At 40.9% G+C, this 19247-nt stretch carries 11 protein-coding genes and 1 pseudogene; 10 read left to right on the top strand and 2 right to left on the bottom strand.

Going from position 1 to position 19247, the window contains the following annotated elements:
• Positions 1-619 precede the first annotated feature (619 nt).
• The 10 genes and pseudogenes from CHB62_RS10910 to CHB62_RS10955 all read left to right on the top strand — a co-directional run bounded on the left by CHB62_RS10910 (position 620) and on the right by CHB62_RS10955 (position 15618).
• Positions 620-2248 (top strand): nucleotidyltransferase family protein, encoded by a 1629-nt coding sequence (locus tag CHB62_RS10910; RefSeq protein WP_089366873.1) that lies wholly within the window; start codon positions 620-622, stop codon positions 2246-2248.
• A gap of 52 nt (positions 2249-2300) precedes the next feature.
• Positions 2301-3344: a CDP-alcohol phosphatidyltransferase family protein gene (locus CHB62_RS10915; RefSeq protein WP_089366874.1), complete on the top strand. Its 1044-nt coding sequence runs from the start codon at positions 2301-2303 to the stop codon at positions 3342-3344.
• 122 nt (positions 3345-3466) lie between these two features.
• Positions 3467-4261, top strand: a complete 795-nt coding sequence (locus tag CHB62_RS10920; RefSeq protein ID WP_089366875.1) for an HAD family hydrolase — start codon at positions 3467-3469, stop codon at positions 4259-4261.
• A gap of 29 nt (positions 4262-4290) precedes the next feature.
• Positions 4291-5598 carry an inositol-3-phosphate synthase gene (locus tag CHB62_RS10925; protein ID WP_089366876.1) on the top strand — a complete coding sequence of 436 codons (1308 nt, stop codon included), beginning with the start codon at positions 4291-4293 and terminating at the stop codon, positions 5596-5598.
• A 380-nt stretch (positions 5599-5978) separates the two neighbouring features.
• Positions 5979-8513 (top strand): DUF5686 family protein, encoded by a 2535-nt coding sequence (locus CHB62_RS10930; RefSeq protein WP_497023417.1) that lies wholly within the window; start codon positions 5979-5981, stop codon positions 8511-8513.
• Positions 8514-8544: 31 nt separating this feature from the next.
• Positions 8545-8928 carry a fluoride efflux transporter CrcB gene (gene crcB, locus CHB62_RS10935; RefSeq protein ID WP_089366877.1) on the top strand — a complete coding sequence of 128 codons (384 nt, stop codon included), beginning with the start codon at positions 8545-8547 and terminating at the stop codon, positions 8926-8928.
• Between the two features lie 72 nt (positions 8929-9000).
• Positions 9001-10707, top strand: a complete 1707-nt coding sequence (locus CHB62_RS10940; RefSeq protein ID WP_089366878.1) for a DUF4153 domain-containing protein — start codon at positions 9001-9003, stop codon at positions 10705-10707.
• Between the two features lie 461 nt (positions 10708-11168).
• The gene (locus CHB62_RS10945) at positions 11169-12347 is read left to right on the top strand and encodes a PD-(D/E)XK nuclease family protein (RefSeq protein WP_089366879.1); all 1179 of its coding nucleotides are present in this window, start codon (positions 11169-11171) and stop codon (positions 12345-12347) included.
• 128 nt (positions 12348-12475) lie between these two features.
• Positions 12476-13360, top strand: coding sequence for an ACP S-malonyltransferase (gene fabD, locus CHB62_RS10950; RefSeq protein WP_009010554.1), 885 nt, complete (start codon positions 12476-12478; stop codon positions 13358-13360).
• Positions 13361-13452: 92 nt separating this feature from the next.
• Positions 13453-15618 (top strand): annotated as a pseudogene (locus CHB62_RS10955) (alpha-amylase family glycosyl hydrolase).
• A gap of 1035 nt (positions 15619-16653) precedes the next feature.
• Here the strand turns inward: CHB62_RS10955 and CHB62_RS10965 are convergent.
• Together CHB62_RS10965 and CHB62_RS10970 are read right to left on the bottom strand one after the other, a co-directional pair.
• Positions 16654-18225, bottom strand: coding sequence for an Rne/Rng family ribonuclease (locus CHB62_RS10965; protein ID WP_089366882.1), 1572 nt, complete (start codon positions 18223-18225; stop codon positions 16654-16656).
• A gap of 318 nt (positions 18226-18543) precedes the next feature.
• Positions 18544-18840, bottom strand: coding sequence for an HU family DNA-binding protein (locus CHB62_RS10970; protein ID WP_303395897.1), 297 nt, complete (start codon positions 18838-18840; stop codon positions 18544-18546).
• Positions 18841-19247: the final 407 nt, after the last annotated feature.

Below are 19247 nucleotides of genomic sequence, written 5' to 3' on the forward strand. Positions count from 1 at the left end.
GTTAGGACGGGGTCTAAATGCTATTTCCTGTCTGTTTTTGATAAAGGAATAAGTGTTTGGAAGGGGCTATCTAAGGTTTTACTGGTAGGCTGAAGTCACTGATGAAGCATTATGAAAAAGTATTACAAAAAGTGTGTGTGACGGTCTTTTTATCATGAGATAACATGTTAGAGAATTCGAGTTTGTAACCTTCATGGTGTCAGATGGTTATGAACTATGTTGAAGAAGACGCCCTTCTTGGCCCAAGAAGGGCCTCTTCAACCCCCAAGAAGGGCATGTTCTTGAGGCAAGAAAGGCGTTTTCTTGGAGCGAGAAGGGCATGTGCTGGTTTCAAGACGTACGAAAAAGATTTACATCAAAGTCATGCTGTCTTTTATTATACTAACTTTAATTCTTCTTTCTTTCCAATCCTCTGCCTACATTCTGATGCTTTTTATATCATGTGTTGATAGGGCCGACGACTTTAGGGTGAGTACTATCTAAGATTAGTGGATAGATGTTTAATATCATAAAAGTTAGTAATCAAATACACTTAAAAGCCTTGATAGCGTGCCGTTCAGATAGAAAAACGTTACATGGAAAGCGGCTTATCTCCTTAAAATTATGTATCTTTGCAGAGATGAAATTCGCGATTATTGCAGCTGGCGACGGTTCAAGGCTGGCTCAAGAAGGTATCACCGAACCCAAACCGTTGGTGAGGGTGAGGGGAGAACAGCTCATAGACAGACTGATAAGGATTTTCATGGAGAACAACGCCACGGAGATTAGTGTCATTTGTAATGAGCAGATGGATGGTGTGAAAAGCCATTTGAAGACAATCCAAGACAAAGGATTGAATGGTAAGTATGTCCCACTGCAGTTCGTTGTAATGTCTACTGCCAGTTCGATGCATAGCTTTTATGAGTTACGCCATCTCCTTTATGATGAGCCATTTATACTAACAACAGTCGACACAATCTTTGACGAGCGTGAGTTCCATGATTATGTCTTGTCCTTTCAAGATAAGATAGCGCATGGCACAGACGCTTTGATGGGTGTTACCGATTATATAGACGATGAAAAACCACTTTATGTCGGTGTTGACAATACCATGCGTATTACTGGTTATTACGACACAAGGCAGACGGATTCTCGCTATATTTCTGCAGGTATCTATGGGTTGATGCCTGCAGCCCTTGCCATTCTCGAAGCCTGTATAGAGAGAGGTGAGAGCAGAATGCGCAATTTTCAGCGTGCTTTAGTCGCTTCTGGCCTACGGATGGAAGCCTATCCACTAAGCAAGGTGTTTGACATCGACCATGCAGATGACATCCGAAAGGCCAATGAAGAAGTAGAGATTTCGTCCTCTCACAGTAGGGAGAAAACCTTACTGATACAACGGGCAGCCTGTTATTCGCCTAATTCCGAGGAGAAAGACTTAGCTGTTCTGAAGGCGGTAGGAGACTTTTGTCGAGACGTAGAGATGATGAGTGAGGAAGCGATAATCGAAAGTCTTGACACGTCAAAGCAGTCAGCACGAACAGCGTCGTTAGTTCTGTCGGATGCGTATAGCCAAGTTGTCTCTATGGCGCGTAGTCCACGTGTGTTGGATTGGATAGAGCAGATGGAAGCGAGAGGAGTGCGTGTTCTCAATCCTTCAGTGGGCGTTCGAGCTTGTAGGCGGAGCCATGTTGTCAAGGTGATGAAGGCAAACAATCTCCCTTACCCACCTGATGAAGGGAGCGAAGGATACTGGATAAAACGAGCCGATGAGGCTGCTCAGCATAAAGATGATGTTTGTTTCTGTCGAGATAAAGCCGAATTGGAAAGAAAGAAGGCCGAGTTTGCCCTCCGAGGTATCACAGATGTGGTGATAGAAGCTCATGTACAGGGTGATATAGTGAAGTTCTATGGAGTGGAAGGAGTCGGTTTCTTCCGTTATTATTATTCTGGTGACGATGCAGAGACAAAGTTTGGTCATGAAGCAAAAAACGGTAAACCGCAGTATTACTCTTTCTCTTCAGTAAACTTACAAGCCGATGCCGAGCATTTATCTCGTCTCTTACAGACACCTATCTATGGGGGAGATGCGATTGTGAGAGAGGACGGTAGTTATGTTATCATAGACTTTAACGACTTTCCAAGTTTCTCAAGATGCAGAGACGAGGCGGCAAAAGCAATCGTTGAACTTATAAGAATGACGGCAAACCTCGCTCAAACTTTAGCCGACGACGGCAAGAGTGAGGATGAAGCAAATGGTGATATTTAGTTGAAAGACAATAGTTCTCCACTTAAATTCACCTATTAAATAGTATGAAACAATGACAAAAGAACAACATAATAACAGACCCTCTGTTCAGCAAAAGGTGGAAGACACCCATACAGCCGAGCGTGTCAATAGTCCTTATCTACTTGAGGGAACGGCCAATAAGACAGATTTCATGAGTCTTCTTCGAGCCTCCTTTAAGTCTATGGACACGGAGGAATGGCTTGACATCTACTTTACCCGTCCTATAGGTTTAGCCTTTGCCTTATTCTGGCATCGCTTAGGTGTGCATCCAAATAGTATTACCATTCTTTCAATCTTCCTTGGTATAGGTGCTGGAGTGATGTTTTTCTTCACAGATACCCTACATAATGTGTTGGGAATCATACTCCTTATGTTGGCAAACTTTTGCGATTCAACAGACGGACAGTTGGCTCGGCTCACTCGACAACAGTCTATGAAAGGGCGGTGTTTAGATGGTTTTGCAGGTGATGTATGGTTCTTCTCCATTTATCTCGCTATCGTTCTCCGACTGTGGTGTCAGTTTATTCCAGGCACATCCATGGTATGGGGGCCTTGGGGATTAGCCTTAGCAGCCCTGGCAGGACTGTTATGTCATTCGTCACAAAGTTCGTTGAGCGACTACTATCGGCAAATTCACCTTTACTTCCTGAAGGGGAGAGAAGGCTCAGATCTCGACTCCTACGAAAATGAACATGCCATTGTTGAGCGTCTGAAAGGTAAGAAGGGAGTCTTCTGGGACCGTGCTTTCCATAGTAACTATCAGCGTTATTGTAAGAGTCAGGAGCGTAGAACGCCTGCTTTTCAGCAGTTTCATAAAGCCTTGATAGAGAAGTATGGAAATATAGATAAGGTGCCGCAAGACCTAAAAGACCGTTTCTTAGCAGGTAGTAGACCGCTAATGCCTTTCACGAACATCATGACCTTTAACAGTCGAGCTATCCTTATCTATATCACTTGTCTGTTGAATTGTCCATGGGTCTACCTGTTGATAGAGGTAAGCCTGTACAGTCTGTTATATATCTATATGCACAAACGGCATGAAGACCTGTGTAGACATCTCATGACAGAGCTATAGTCAATCATGGTCCTCATCTATGAATTAGAACATTAAAAGACGTTGGAGGAATACTTGAAGTAGGTTAGTTCAATAACTGATAATCAATCTGTTATCATCTAATATTACTTAAACCATTCAGAATGAACAAAGAGTTAAATAAGATATCATCGAAAGCAGAGGTGTTTGCCACAGCTCAGTGTGGTGCGAGAGAACTATTAACACTACTCTTCGACTTTGGAGGAACGCTCGATACTGTAGGTTGTCACTGGGGTAAGTTCCTGTGGCATGCCTACGAAAGAAACGCAATCCCTGTTTTAGAGGGACAGTTTCGGGAGGCTTATGTACATGCAGAACGAACATTAGGAAAGCAAGCTATCATACAGTCGACTGATACTTTTCTGTCCATGTTGACGACGAAGATACGCATTGAATTTGATTACTTAGTTTGTAGTGGATGGATAGCTGTGGATGAGGATGAGGCCGAAAGGATGCAAAGAACCCTTGTGAAGGATGTCTACGAAAGGGTGAAAGCTAACTTGTCAATAAGTAGGACTGTGCTGACCGAGCTAAGGAAGGAGTACAGAATAGGTTTGGTAACAAACTTCTATGGCAATATGTCGGTTGTACTCGACGAATTTGGGTTAGCCTCTTTATTTGATACAGTGACAGAGAGTGCCGTTTTAGGAGTTAGAAAGCCTGACCCACAGATATTTAGATTAGCCGTAAAGGCACTGGGCGTAGAGGCTGAGAATGTCATTGTCATTGGTGATAGTTATTCCAAAGACATCCTACCAGCGCACGAGATAGGCTGCCACACGATTTGGCTAAAGGGCGAAGGATGGGTGTCAGAAGAGCTAACAACGTGTGAAGCAGATTATATTATAAAGGATTTATACGAAGTAGAGCCTGTATTAAAACAATATATGCCACTTTGAAACGTTATAATAAAATTGAAAGAAGAATAATGGAACAGAATATAGTTAGGCCTGCAGAAGGCAAATTAGGTATAATGGTCGTTGGTTGTGGGGCTGTTGCTACGACGTTTATGACAGGAGTCTTGATGGCACGTAAGGGACTTGCGAAGCCTATTGGCTCCATGACTCAATACGACAAAATACGTGTTGGACGTGGAGACGATAAGAAATATCTTCATTACAAAGACATCGTTCCATTGGCAAAGTTAGATGACATCGTCTTTGGAACATGGGATGTCTATCCGCAAAATGCCTATCAGGCAGCGGTATATGCCGAGGTGTTGAAAGCAAAGGATATTGAACCAGTGCGTGAAGAACTGATGGCTGTCAAGCCTTTGAAGGCAGCGTTCGACCGAAACTACGCTAAACGATTAGATGGCGACAATGTGAAAGACTGCAAGACACGCTGGGAAATGGTGGTGGAGTTGCAGAAAGACATCCAAGACTTTAAACGTCAGCATGGCTGTGAGCGTGTTGTTGTTATCTGGGCAGCCTCAACAGAGATATATGTTCCATACGATGAAGCCTATCACAAGACGCTTGCACAATTGGAGGCGGCTATGAAGTCAAACGATAGAGAGCATGTCGCTCCGTCTATGTGTTATGCTTATGCCGCCTTGACAGAGGGCTGTCCGTTTATCATGGGTGCTCCTAATACGACGGTTGACATACCTGCTATGTGGGAGTTAGCCGAGAAGACGCACATGCCTATAGCTGGTAAGGACTTCAAGACAGGTCAGACTTTGGTAAAGTCGGGCTTCGCACCTATCATCAAGACACGTAACCTCGGTCTTGCAGGTTGGTTCTCTACGAATATCTTGGGCAATCGTGACGGCTTAGTACTTGATGAACCAGCTAACTTCCATACCAAGGAAGTAAGTAAGTTGTCGACACTTGAGACCATCTGTAAGGCTGATGAGCAGCCTGACCTTTATGGTAATATCTATCATAAGGTGCGCATCAACTACTATCCACCTCGTAATGACGATAAGGAAGGATGGGATAATATAGACATCTTTGGCTGGATGGGCTATCCAATGCAGATTAAGATAAACTTTCTCTGCCGTGATTCCATCCTTGCAGCACCGTTGCTTCTCGACTTGACCTTGCTCTCCGACCTTGCAGCACGTGCTGGTAGGTATGGTATTCAGCGCTTTTTGAGCTTCTTCCTCAAGAGTCCTATGCACGATTATACACGTGGAGAAGAGGCTGTTAATAACCTCTTTGAACAGTACACAATGCTTAAGAATGCCATTCGTGAGATGGGTGGATACGAAGCTGATGAGGAGATTGATTAATAGTAAACCCTATTTGTCGTATGTTCCTATCCATCCCTTTGATGGAATGGACGTTATGCTTGCTGGAAGGCTGCCCTTAGCAGTTCCCGTATAGTCCTAAAACTAAAGAAGAAATGAATAGTTATTTGAAACTTAATAAGGATAAACATAGCCCTATTGGCATGCGTGTGTCAAAGGTTGATAGTCATGTGGTGAAGAAGAGTGTGATACTTGTTCTTCTCCTCTTGTGCGTGTCATTCTCTGCACAAGCAAGTGGGTTTAGGTCTTGGTCTTATACTTCACGGTTTAATAATGTACCTATTGATTCTTTGATATTAGGTAAGGATTCTTTATTGACGGCAACGGATTCGATGGTGATAGCCACTGACTCTTTGTTTCAAATGATGGATTCACTGGCAAAAGAGGCTACTAAACCAGTTGTGGTGGATAGCACCTTACTGCAATGTTACGTTGTTGACTGGCAGACAGGGGATAGTATTCCGTATGCGAATGCCATTTATCGTAGTCTAAAGATTGGTGCATCAAGTGATGCTGATGGTCATTTCTCGATTGAGCGAAAGGTTGGCGAGCAACTAACAGTAACTGCTGTCGGTTATAAACCACGTAATATTAAGATTACGGCAAATACCTCCAAGGTCTTACATGTGACGCTTATCGCAGATTCAAAGCAGTTACAAGGAATCGTGGTGAAGGCTAAACGGCGCCATAAGTATTCTCGTAAGGATAATCCAGCAGTAGAGTTAATGAAACGGGTCATTGCTGCCAAGAAGCAAAGCGACTTAGAGAATCATGACTTCTATCAGTATGATAAATACCAGAAGGTGACAATGGCGCTAAATAACCTTACTCCTGATGACCTTGAAAGTTCTTTTTTCAAGAAGGCCCCTTGGCTCCTTAGCCAGGTGGAAACATGCTCTTATAATAAGAAGCTAATTCTTCCTATCTCTGTTGATGAGACCCTTACGCAGCATATCTATCGCAAGGATCCAAGGGACATGAAGGACATTGTGTTAGGACAGTCTACTAAGGGAATATCAAAACTGATACAGACTGGTGAGGCAATGAACACGATTGTGAAGGATCTCTTTAAAGATATCAACCTTTATGACGACCAGATTGATCTCCTTCAGAAGCGTTTTCCATCGCCAATAGGCTCTACTGCCATCTCATTCTACCATTTCTATATAGATGATACGGTCTATGTTAATCAAGACAAGTGTATCCGTTTGCAGTTTATGCCAGCCAATCAACAAGACTTCGGGTTCCGAGGTGAACTCTACGTCTTAAATGACAGCTCCCTTCATGTTAAGAGATGCGATATGCAACTACCTGCTAATACGGGCGTGAACTTCGTTGATGCGATGAAATTTGAGCAGGAGTACACTAAGTTAAGCAATGGGGAATGGGCCTTAACAACGGATAATATGGTTGCTGAACTTAAGATTACCGACTTCTTACAACATGCTATTGTTATCCGAACAACGGGTCTGACAAACTATGCCTTTACTCCTATTGATGATAAACTATTTAAGGGAAAGGCAAAGGTAACGTATGATGCGAACGCTAAATTGCGTGATAATGACTTCTGGGCAGCACATCGAACAACACAACTGACAAAGAGTGAGGCTGGTATGGATGCCTTTGTCAAACGCATGGCAAGCACTAAACACTTCAAGTGGATTATGTTTGCGTCGAAAGCCTTAATTGAGAACTTCATTGAAACAGGCTCGGAAACAAAGCCAAGTAAGGTGGACATCGGTCCTGTAAACACCTTTCTATCAAAGAACTTTGTGGATGGTATACGTCTGAGAGCCTCCGCTCGTACTACAGCTAAGTTCAATCCGCATTGGTTCTTTGAGGGTTATTATGCTTATGGGACAAAGTCTCATGAGCAATACTACGATGCCAAGGTTACATACTCATTCAATAAACCAGAGTACCAACCGATAGAATTCCCTATACGGACTATTTCCTTTGAGTCAAATAAGGATGTTGAGTCTCCTTCTGACAAGTATCTTAAGCACAATAAGGATAATATCTTCATGACTTTCCGTCCTGTTGAGGTGGAACAAATGTATTTCTTTAATCGTCAGAAGCTCACCTTTACGTGGGAGACTGATTATGGTTTGGCAACAAGTTTAGAACTTCGTACAGAGAGTAACAAGCCTACAGGAAAGCTTGTCTACGAGAAGATGGATGGTTCGCTGGTTGATAAAGTACGCATGAGTGAGGTCACACTGAGTCTTACCTACCGCCCAGGGCAATCATACGTCAACTCTAAGCAACAGCGTATGGCCGTTAATCTTGATGCACCTGAGTTTAATCTCACTCATACAATGGGTATTAAGCATTTCTTGGGAGGCAACTTTGACAGTAATCTAACAGAAGTTTCGATATACAAACGATTCTGGTTAGGAAGCTGGGGGCATATTGACACACGTGTACAAGGTGGTGCGCAATGGAATAAAATACCTTTCCAATTCCTCATCACTCCTCCTGTAAACACGTCATACTTCGAACATCAAGGAACCTTCAACCTCATGAAAGGACTCGAGTTCCTTAACGATCGCTATGCACAATTTAATCTTGCATGGGACTTAGAAGGTAAGATATTCAATCGTCTGCCGCTTATCAAGAAATTAAAATGGCGTGAATATATAGCTTTCAAAGGTATGTGGGGACATCTAACAGATAAGAACAACCCTTATTTACCACAGAATGCTAACGATCAAGACTTATACAAGTTCCCTGCTGAAACACGTGTTATGACACGCGATCCATACATGGAATTTGTATTCGGAATACATAATATCCTTAAATGTTTGGAGGTTGATTATGTCCGTCGACTGACTTATACGAACGTTCCAGGCATTTCAAAGAATGGTATTAGATTTGGTTTCAATATAGTCTTCTAATTATCACCGATAGAATTAATCATATACAGGCATGATAAAGGATGTTCTTTTAGTTGGAGTTGGTAGTTTCGTAGGTGGCAGTCTACGTATGCTAATCTCGAAGTATGTACAGTTGGCGATTGCAGGGTCATTCCCTTTGGGTACAATGGTAGTCAATGTTCTTGGTTGTTTCCTAATAGGTATATTCTCTTCATTATCCAGTGATAATGGCGGAGTCAGTCCTGCTGTTCGCCTTATGCTCACTACTGGTTTCTGTGGAGGTTTTACAACCTTCTCTACTTTCATGAATGAGCATGCAACGTTATTAAAGGGAGGGGATGGTTTTATTATTTCTTCCCTTTATATCATAGCCTCCCTTGCATTAGGCTTTATCGCTTTATTAGCTGGTCGCCACCTTGTTATGTCTTTTCACTAATTCTACCATTATCCTTATTTCTTTTATTTGATAATTAAGTTAGAAGAAACTTATATTTAAAGAATTATACTTATGATGCAGTTTAATAAAATGAGTCTTGCAGACAAATATGATCATATTGTCAAGACGTTAAAACGTTTTCCTTTAACCTTTTGTTATATTATTATAGCAACAGTATATTTATGGATATTCAGTCATAATCGACAGAACTTGGAGTCAGGAATAGAGTTTTTCATGATCTTTTGGCCTTTGTCGGGAACTGTTTTCTCTTATGTTGTTCATTTATATTCAGAGAATAAGTCCAGAGGGAAAAGCTTGATAATAAATCTTTTATCAAATATTCTTTGGACGACTATCTGTGTTTTCTTCTCGCATAATTTTCCCTTGAATAATTCTTTTAAGGCATCTTGTGTTGCTTGTTGTGTTGCTATTGTATTGGCTCTTTGGGTTATTCCTTTTGTTGGGCAGAAAGATGATAGATCTGCAATCAATTTTGTCTTAGGTTTTGTTAAGCATATCTTTTTGTCTCTTATTGTATCATTAATTTTGTTTTTAGGTCTGGAGTTATTGATACAGTCATTTATTTTTCTGTTCGATTTTCATGTTGAGGAAACGCAAGTACTCTATCTCCTTATCTTTTGTTTCTTCTTCTTAGCACCTTCGTTAGTTGTGCTTCAAACCCCTTCAGGAGAAGATAAATATGCTGTTCGTAATTGGACGGAGAATAAGTTTATGAATGGTGTCATACATTTCTTGGTGATACCACTTCATTTGGTCTACCTTTTAACTTTGTATCTTTATGTTATTAAGATAGTGCTAACGTGGACGTTGCCTAATGGTTGGGTCAGTTGGTTGGTAACTGCACTGATGTTCCTGACAATCGTCATTGTCTTTCTACTTTATCCTGTTAATTTTCAGGCAGAGAAGAAGCGCTTCGATCAACTTGTTTTACGCTATCTTCCTATAGTCGTATTACCCTTATTGTTTTTGATGTCTATTGGTATTATCCGTCGTTTTAACGATTATGGAATATCTGTATTACGTATATATTTACTTGCCTTCAACCTTTGGTGTTATGCTGTTTGCATTGGGCTTTACGTGGTAAAGTCTAAGCGTTTGTCATGGATAGTAGGTTCGTTTACAGTTTTGATGCTGACACTCACGGTATTGCCTTATAATGTCTTTACTTTTACACGTAATAAGTTGCAAAGTGATATAAAGCAGATCGCTGTGCAAAATGGCGTAACAAACTTCCCTATGGATAGTGCTACGTATAAGAAACTATTAAATAAAATAGGAGAAGTTCAAGGTGAACAGCTTTCCGATAAAGTTTACTATTTATCAAGCACATTTGATACGTTGGCTATAGATGAACTTGTTGATAGAAAGGGAGTCTTTATATATGAATTTTTATATAGGTCAGAGGTTAAATCAGAAAGTCACTTTGTAGATATTGATTGTAAACATTCAGATTCACTCTGTAGAATTCCTAAGGGATATACTTCTTATAGAATTGTAGGACATGATTATTCTTCAGAATGTTTTTCATTTGAAACAAAGAATGATACTATGTTTATAACGATGGACTATATGCTGAATGATAAGAAGGTAGAGGATGCTATCTCTATTCCTATTAATACATTGGATGAGATGGATAAAGCAGACAATCCTCTTCCGATAACATTCTATGGTAAGAATATCTGCTTTTACATGACCAATCTTGAAGGTGATTTGAATGAGCATAGTGTAGATTTAAGAGGAATCTTGTTTAAGAAGTAATGTTCTATTTTAGAGAATATTTCTTCATTATCTCCTTTCTTTTCTGTATCTTTGCACACTGTAAAATATTAATAATTAAACAATTCAATAGAATATGAAAGCATTCGATTTCTCTGGGTGGGGCTTTCTGTTCGTTGGTATGGGTAAATTATAATGTTATTTATTTAAATTTTAATCCAAATCAATCATTAGAACCTAAATAGATTTTGTTTTTAGTTGCTGTCACTTTTAACATTTCTTGTAATATACACATTATAAGATGTTTATGTTATATGTTAGGCTGACAGTAGTGACAGCAACTTTCAAACTCATGTCGTTCATTAGTGAATAAGACAGTCTAATCTGATTGACAAAAAAGATGTTAGGAAATAATATGGAAAGTAAGATAGATGAATGTTGTGTTCTAATGACCGATTTGTGTTTAAGTGTAAAGTTGCTATTATAAAAAGAATTATATCGTGATGCCAAATAATTTGTTTAGACCATTAGGTCACAAAGAGTTGTTAATACTAACGAAGTTGTTAGGTGAAAAATTAAATAAACTTCCATATAAATTTAATTTATTGGAAGAAGTTTGGGCAGATGAGAATGCTCATAGTCGGATATTGGTAAACCTGCTTCGGGATAAAACTACTTTACATTCTTTTATTAGTTTCTTAAAAAGGAGATATGATAGGAGATTCGATTTTGATGAAGAAAGTATGGTTTCACCTCAGATTACATCTGAGAGGTATCGAATTGATGGTCTTATTTGTGAACATAATAAGTATGCTATTATTATAGAGAATAAGATACATGGAGCAAAAGAGCAATCAAAACAGTTAAGTAGGTATATCGAAAAGTGTAAATGCCTTGGTTATTCGTTATCTAAGATTTTTATTATTTACATTACGCGTACACAATATGAACATGCATCTGAACAGACTTGGGGAGATTCTAAGGACCTTTTTTCTAATCGATATGTTGATATTTCTTATAAAGAGGATATAATAGACTGGTTAGATGAATATTATCAAGAGATACCACGTAAGGAGGAAGACTTGGCTTCTGGTATTTACCAGTATAAAGCTTATTTAATACAATTGACAAACAATTATAAATACAAAAAGATGGATCCAAATATTAAGAATCTTATAACCTCAAGTTTGCAACTTGAAGATAAAAACGGAGAAGAACAGCTTCGCGCTTTGATAGATAACAAGAAAGCGATAGATAACCTATCAGGTTATATAGATTCTTTGATGATAGAGTCATATAAAAAAATATTTGAAAAATGGAGTATTAAGTTGGGTGTGGAGTTTAATACTCTTGAATTGTTACACCATAGTAATGATGATAACTATCTCAAGACAGGAATAATATTGCCTTATAGTGAAAAGTACAAAATAGCAGTGCTTATAGAACAAAATCTTCAGAATAAGAATATTTATTTTGGTTTTGGTAGACATTATGTAAGTGAACAGCTTATACCAGAAGTAAAGAAGTATTGTGAATCTTTATTGGAGGAAAGAGAGTTAGAAGGCTGGAAAACTGATGATAATATATGGTGGTATTGTTGGAAATATACTACAATAGAACTTGGTTATGCAGACTTAGTAGCTTTAATAAAGTTAGTACAAGATAAGATGAATACAAATTAATTATATTTATGAGAGGTGAGTGTGATGCAACCCAGATAGTGTTTTTCCCTTAGTTTCTTTCCTATCTCCTTTATTTTCTGTATCTTTGCACCCTGTAGAACATTAATAATTAAACAATTCAATAGTATATGAAAGCATTTGTATTCCCTGGACAGGGGTCTCAGTTTGTTGGTATGGGTAAGGATCTTTATGAGAACAACCCATTAGCAAAGGAACTTTTCGATAAGGCTGACGAGATTCTTGGCTTCAAGATAACCGAGATAATGTTTGCTGGTACTGACGAGCAGTTGAAGGAGACGAAGGTTACTCAGCCTGCTGTATTCCTCCACAGTGTTATTTCTGCACTCTGCTTAGGCGATGAGTTCAAGCCAGATATGGTTGCTGGTCACTCTTTGGGAGAGTTCTCAGCACTCGTTGCAGCCGGTGCGTTAAGCTTTGAAGACGGTCTGAAGCTCGTAGCCGCACGTGCTAATGCTATGCAGAAGGCTTGTGAGTTAAATCCAGGAACTATGGCTGCTATCATTGGTCTACCTGATGAAAAGGTAGAGGAGATATGCGAGCAGGTATCAAAGGACGGCAAGGTTTGTGTTGCAGCAAACTTCAATTGTCCTGGTCAGTTGGTTATCTCTGGTTCAACAGAGGGTATCCAGGAGGCTTGCGAACTGATGAAGGCTGCTGGTGCTAAGCGTGCATTGCCATTGAAGGTAGGTGGTGCTTTCCACTCTCCATTGATGCAGCCTGCTAAAGACGAGTTGCAGGCAGCTATCGAGGCTACTACATTCAACGCTCCAAAGTGCCCTGTTTATCAGAATGTAGACGCATTGCCACACACCGACCCAGCTGAGATTCAGAAGAACCTTATTGCTCAGCTTACCTCAAGCGTACGCTGGACAAAGAGTGCACAGAACATGATTGCCGATGGTGCTACAGAGTTTGTTGAGTGCGGACCAGGCTCTGCTTTGCAGGGTATGCTCGGTCGTATCGACAAGACCGTTAATGCACACGGTATTTAATCCCACCTTATATAATAAGTAATAGCCCCCCTTCCGTCCCTTTCCTTATAGCGAGAGGGACGTTGGAGGGCTTTTCTTTATCTTTTAGGTTTATGAGAACTAAATTAGTCATCTACCAAGTCTTCACACGAACCTTTGGTAATAAGAATCTTACAAAGAGGGAGTATGGTAGCTTAACAGAGAACGGTGCGGGTAAAATGAGCGACTTTGATAAGGATGTGTTACGCCACATTCACGACCTCGGAGTCACTCATCTGTGGTATACAGGGGTCATTCGTCATGCTACATGTACTGACTATTCAGCCTTCGGCATACCTACGCAGAACCCTCGTGTCGTCAAGGGGCGTGCCGGATCGCCGTATGCTATTACCGACTATTACGATATCGACCCAGATATTGCGGTCGATGTAGATGCACGTATGGCTGAGTTTGAGGCACTTATAGCTCGTACACATGCAGAAGGGATGAAGGTTATCATTGACTTTGTGCCCAATCATGTTGCCCGACAATATAAGAGTATCGCTAAACCAGAGGGTGTTGAGGACCTTGGAGAAGGTGATGATACGGGAAAGCACTTCGATCCTCAGAATAATTTCTATTACTGTCCAGGCGAGCAGCTCGACCTCTCCGGTGTCGTTGAGAATGTCTATGCTCATGACGCTGAGGCTTATCATGAGTACCCAGCAAAGTGTACTGGTAATGACCGCTTCGACTCTCATCCTCAACAGAACGACTGGTATGAGACCATAAAGCTGAACTATGGCGTAGACTATTGTGATGCTGGCGGTAGGAGTTATCACTATCATCCAGTCCCATCAACATGGAAGAAGATGACAGATATCCTCCTTTTCTGGGCTGCAAAGGGTGTTGATGGTTTCCGATGTGACATGGCGGAGATGGTTCCACACGAGTTCTGGGCACATGCAACACAACAGGTTAAGGAGCACTACCCGGCGATGATATTCATTGGTGAGGTCTATGACCCTAATCAATATCGTTTGTATGTGGCGTCAGGCTTCGACTACTTGTATGATAAAGTGGGTATGTACGATTGTGTTCGTGGTGTGATATGCGACGAGTGCCCTGCTTCTTCCATTACACAAGAGTGGCAAAAGGTTGATGACATACGTGATCACATGCTCTATTTCCTTGAGAACCATGATGAACAACGTATTGCTTCTGATTTCTTTGCGGCTAATCCTTGGAAGGCAATCCCTAGTATGATTGTGTCAGCTCTCCTCCAACAGAACCCTGTTATGGTCTATGCTGGACAGGAGTTCGGCGAGAAAGGCATGGATAAGGAAGGTTTTTCTGGGTGCGACGGTCGCTCAACTATTTTTGATTATTGGTCAACAGAGGCTATCTATAAGGGATTTTTCAATCGCAAGGCATTGACTACTGACGAGAAGAAACTATCCCTTGTCTATCAAGGACTCCTTCGTTTCTGTAATCGTGAGAAAGCTGTTCGAGAGGGATTGACCTTTGATTTGATGTATGTCAACAATCAGAGCCATCGTTTCAACCCTAATAAACAGTATGTTTTCATGCGTAAGGCTGATAATGACGTGCTATTAGTCGTTGCTAACTTCGACTCAGAACGAGTGAACATCAATGTTACTATTCCTTCTCATGCCTTCGATTTCCTCGGACTATCAGAACAAACTGTTGAGATGACCGACTTACTGTCGGGTTATACAAAGCAGGTTGCGTTACGGCGCGATGGGCAGGTAGCTGTGGATGTTGAGGGGAATTACGGTCGAATATATAAATTTGTGCTAAAGAAGTAGGCTATGGACTATACTTTCAATACGCATAACAAAGAAGAGTTTCCACCTGCTCATACGGCCGAACATCTGTTAAATCAAGTGATGATTAGGATGTTTGGGACAGAACGGAGTAGTAATGCGCACATCGAACGGAAGAAGAGTAAGATGACGTTTATCCTTGATCATAAGCCTGACCGTAAGGAAGAAAAGGCGATAGAGGCTGAGATGAACCGACTGATAACTGAAGACTTACCAGTGACATACGAGATGGTAGACCGCAATAACATCCCAGATGGTGTTAGTGTTGACAAACTTCCAGAGGATGCTTCAGAGATGTTACGGTTGGTAAGGATAGGTGATTTCGATGTTTGTCTATGTATCGGTAAACACGTTCGCTCTACTGCACAGATTGGACGCTTTGAGATGTTAGGTACAAACTGGGATGAGGAAAAGCACGCTTTCCGCGTCCGCTTTAAGGTTATTCCTGCTTAAAACATTTATCATCCCACATAAACTATGCCCTTACTTGTCTGCTTTCAGATAGGTGAGGGCTTTTTCTTTCATCTTCTGATAGGTGGGATAAAAGTGTTTACAACTGTTCGAAAGACTTTTATGAGGGCCTTTCTCATTCACAGGATACAATGAAGAATGGCTTGCGGGGAGTCTTCTGTTGGCATAGAGAAATCTAAAGTTTGATGGAGAAAAGGGGCTGATGCAAACAAGGGCAAGTGCTGTTTTATTCGGCAGGGGGATGGATTTACCCAGACAAAATACTGAAATAAAAAGTGATTTGCGTGTAAAGTGGATTATGGCAGGACTAATCTTCTTTGGTATGTACCATCCGCATGGCAGGTAACGAGTCTAAACACATAGAGGTGGTAGGCAATGGGACGATAAAAGAATGATTGGAGGAAAAGTAGATGAAAGGTTGGGTAATATGAAACGATGAGGCTTTGATGTAAATCTTTTTCGTACTCCTTGAAACCAATACTTGCCCTTTGAGGGTTAAGAAGACGCCTAATTACATTCAAGAACACGCCCTTCTTGAGTGTTGTTAATGCCCTTCTTGGACCTTGAAAGGCGTCTTCTACATCGCTCTTTATAAACGTTTGGTTCAGTGTGGGTTACAAGCTTGAATGTTATATGTACTTTTCGCTTTTGTACTCAGACTTTTATGTGAATTTTGTCGTAGTTTTTCATGGTTCTACAAAGTTCTTTATAACTCAAATACTACAAATTACTTGAACCGTGTGAAGACTGCGGGAGCGAAAATAACAGAATGTATTGAATGGGCAGTAACGTACTGCACAAAGATAGATGGGCGTATTTAACGATGAAAGGGTGGGGTAATGAGCAAAGACAGAGTGGCAGGATTAGATTATGAACAGCTGATGGGCGTATAGTCATCGAGGGCTATTGAGCGAAAAGTGCAGCGTGAGGATAAAAGAAATCCGCCACCTTATATATAATAGGTGACGGATGTCTAATGTTGAAAACCTTTCTTTATCTAACGACTTAGTAGTTAGTTCAGGATTTATCGTTCTGTTCCTTCATATCAATAAATTGCTGATTTGCATCATAGAACTCATACTGCAAAAAGGCAAGTTTCTGTGAAGGAACGATGTTAACACCCAGTCCATACTTCAGTTGCCACTTACGTTTCAATGAAATAAAACCTTTGTTAATGTAAGCTGCAACGTATGGGTGAACGTGTAAATAGAATTTCTTAACTCCAACCTTATTAACCAATCGGTCAATCTTACGTTCCAACTGGTCGGTAAAGAGAATACTTGAACGTATCTTCCCACTGCCGAAACATGTTGGACAAGTCTCGTCTACATCGACATCCATTACTGGACGAACGCGTTGTCGAGTGATTTGCATTAGTCCGAACTTGCTCAGAGGAAGGATATTGTGACGTGCACGGTCCTTCTGCATGTTCTTACACATACGCTCGTACAGCATCTGGCGGTCCTCAGCAAGGTTCATGTCGATGAAGTCAACGACAATAATTCCACCCATATCACGCAGTCGGAGCTGGCGAGCTAACTCATCAGCAGCACCAAGGTTAGTGTCGAGAGCATTCTGTTCTTGTGCTTTCTCCTTTGTTCTGTTCCCACTATTCACATCCACAACGTGCATTGCCTCAGTGTGTTCGATGATGAGGTAACAGCCATGACCATAATTGATGGTCTTACCAAAGCTGGACTTTATCTGCTTCGTAACGTCAAAGTTGTCGAAAATAGGTACCTTACCAGTGTACTTCTTCACGATGCCCGCCTTCTCAGGGGCTATTAGAGAGACATAGTGTCGAACGGCTGTACATATCTCGTCATCGTTGACATAGATGTTTTCGTAGGTTGGGTTGAAGAGATCACGTAGCATTGCAACGGCACGACCAGTCTCCTCAAAAACAAGCTGAGGACGCTCCTGCGTCTTTTGGAGTTTCGTGATAGCTTCATTCCAACGGCTCAGAAGGACCTTCATCTCGGCATCAAGTTCTGCAACACGTTTCCCTTCAGCCACAGTACGGACTATTACACCGAAATTCTTTGGCGTAATACTCTGAATAAGCTGCTTGAGACGTGCGCGTTCTTCTCCGCTTTTGATTTTAGAGGATACGCTAACTTTATGCCCGAATGGTATGAGCACCAAGAACCTACCAGCGAATGATATTTCACCTGTTAAGCGTGGTCCTTTGGTGGAAATGGGTTCTTTAACAATCTGCACCATCACCTCTTGGCCTACTTGCAATGTGTTTTGAACGGTGCCGTCCTTCTGCAAGTCGGGTAGACGAGTGGCTTTCTGAATGGGATAAAGTCGTTTGCGGTCGCTCTGAACCTGTTTCAGATACTTCGCATAGGAGTTGAATTGGCTCCCTAAGTCAAGATAATGAAGAAAGGCGTCACGCTCATAACCTACATCTACAAAGCAGGCGTTCAGCCCAGGCATCAGTTTTTTAACCTTTGCCACGTAGATGTTTCCAACCGAGAAGCTCGCCTCCCTTGGCTCACGCTGGTATTCTACCAGACGCTTGTCTTCGAGAAGTGCTATCGAGATCTCTTTCGATTGGGCATCAATAATTACTTCGCTTGTCATCTTCTTCGTTTGATATAACTATCATTTAGCCGTCTTATCTTATCTACAATGACGCTAAAAGATACTTATAAGGATAAATAAAAATGCGGAACCTGTCGTCGCACCTCCAGGGAAGAGAAGTTTCTTGCGATGACATGCCCCGCCATATAAATGAAAGTCAGTTATAGAGTCTTTCAGCCTTGGGGCTTACTTGCTCTTATGTCTGTTCTTTCTTAGTCTCTTTTTACGCTTGTGCGTAGCCATCTTGTGTCCCTTTTTCTTCTTTCCGTTTGGCATAGCTTTAATTGTTTTTAATTGTTATTTATATGTATGTTTGATTTATTTCTTCATATCCTCGATGAAGGTCTTTGCTGGCTTGAAGCTTGGGAAATCGTGAGCTGGGATAGTGATAGTCGTGTTCTTTGAGATGTTACGAGCAGTCTTTTCAGCACGGTGCTTAACGATAAAGCTACCGAAACCACGTAAATATACATTTTCTTTCTTCTCCAACAAACTGTCTTTAATGGTCTCCATAAAAGACTCAACCACAGCTGATACGTCTTTCTTGGCAATGCCAGTAGACGTTGCTATCTCATTGATGATATCTGCTTTCGTCATTTCGTTTTGTTCTTTAATGATGTTTTATTTCTTACTTTCTCATTATAACGGAGTGCAAAGATACTCATTTTCAGCTTAATAGAGAAATATTTTTGTGTCTTTTTTGTAAAATATCTCGGTATTTAGCTGAAACTCTAATGTTTTTCGTACCTTTGCGACAGTATAAGTTGTATTTCAGACTGACCTGAAGCATTGGATTTAATGGTGTTGTAAGGGGTTTAATAGTTTGGAGGCTTATTTGGTGACAAGTCTTTATAAGGGGATAGTTCATAGAATAATGACAATGAAAGAAGAAAGGGCAAACACGAACGGAAACACTTGAACAATAATAACTTATGCACTTTTCTGCATTTTGTGATATGGCAAGATTGAGCGAAAAACGGCAATAGTTCCGTTACCAACTCGTAACCCATAGGGTACAAAGC

The sequence above is a fragment of the Prevotella jejuni genome, assembly GCF_900187995.1.
GTDB classification, from domain to species: Bacteria; Bacteroidota; Bacteroidia; order Bacteroidales; family Bacteroidaceae; genus Prevotella; species Prevotella jejuni.

Coding starts and splice junctions, on each gene's coding strand:
- CHB62_RS10910 (WP_089366873.1), top strand. CDS start 620: ATGAAATTCGCGATTATTGCAGCTGGCGACGGTTCAAGGCTGGCTCAA.
- CHB62_RS10915 (WP_089366874.1), top strand. CDS start 2,301: ATGACAAAAGAACAACATAATAACAGACCCTCTGTTCAGCAAAAGGTG.
- CHB62_RS10920 (WP_089366875.1), top strand. CDS start 3,467: ATGAACAAAGAGTTAAATAAGATATCATCGAAAGCAGAGGTGTTTGCC.
- CHB62_RS10925 (WP_089366876.1), top strand. CDS start 4,291: ATGGAACAGAATATAGTTAGGCCTGCAGAAGGCAAATTAGGTATAATG.
- CHB62_RS10930 (WP_497023417.1), top strand. CDS start 5,979: ATGATGGATTCACTGGCAAAAGAGGCTACTAAACCAGTTGTGGTGGAT.
- crcB (WP_089366877.1), top strand. CDS start 8,545: ATGATAAAGGATGTTCTTTTAGTTGGAGTTGGTAGTTTCGTAGGTGGC.
- CHB62_RS10940 (WP_089366878.1), top strand. CDS start 9,001: ATGATGCAGTTTAATAAAATGAGTCTTGCAGACAAATATGATCATATT.
- CHB62_RS10945 (WP_089366879.1), top strand. CDS start 11,169: ATGCCAAATAATTTGTTTAGACCATTAGGTCACAAAGAGTTGTTAATA.
- fabD (WP_009010554.1), top strand. CDS start 12,476: ATGAAAGCATTTGTATTCCCTGGACAGGGGTCTCAGTTTGTTGGTATG.
- CHB62_RS10965 (WP_089366882.1), bottom strand. CDS start 18,225: ATGACAAGCGAAGTAATTATTGATGCCCAATCGAAAGAGATCTCGATA.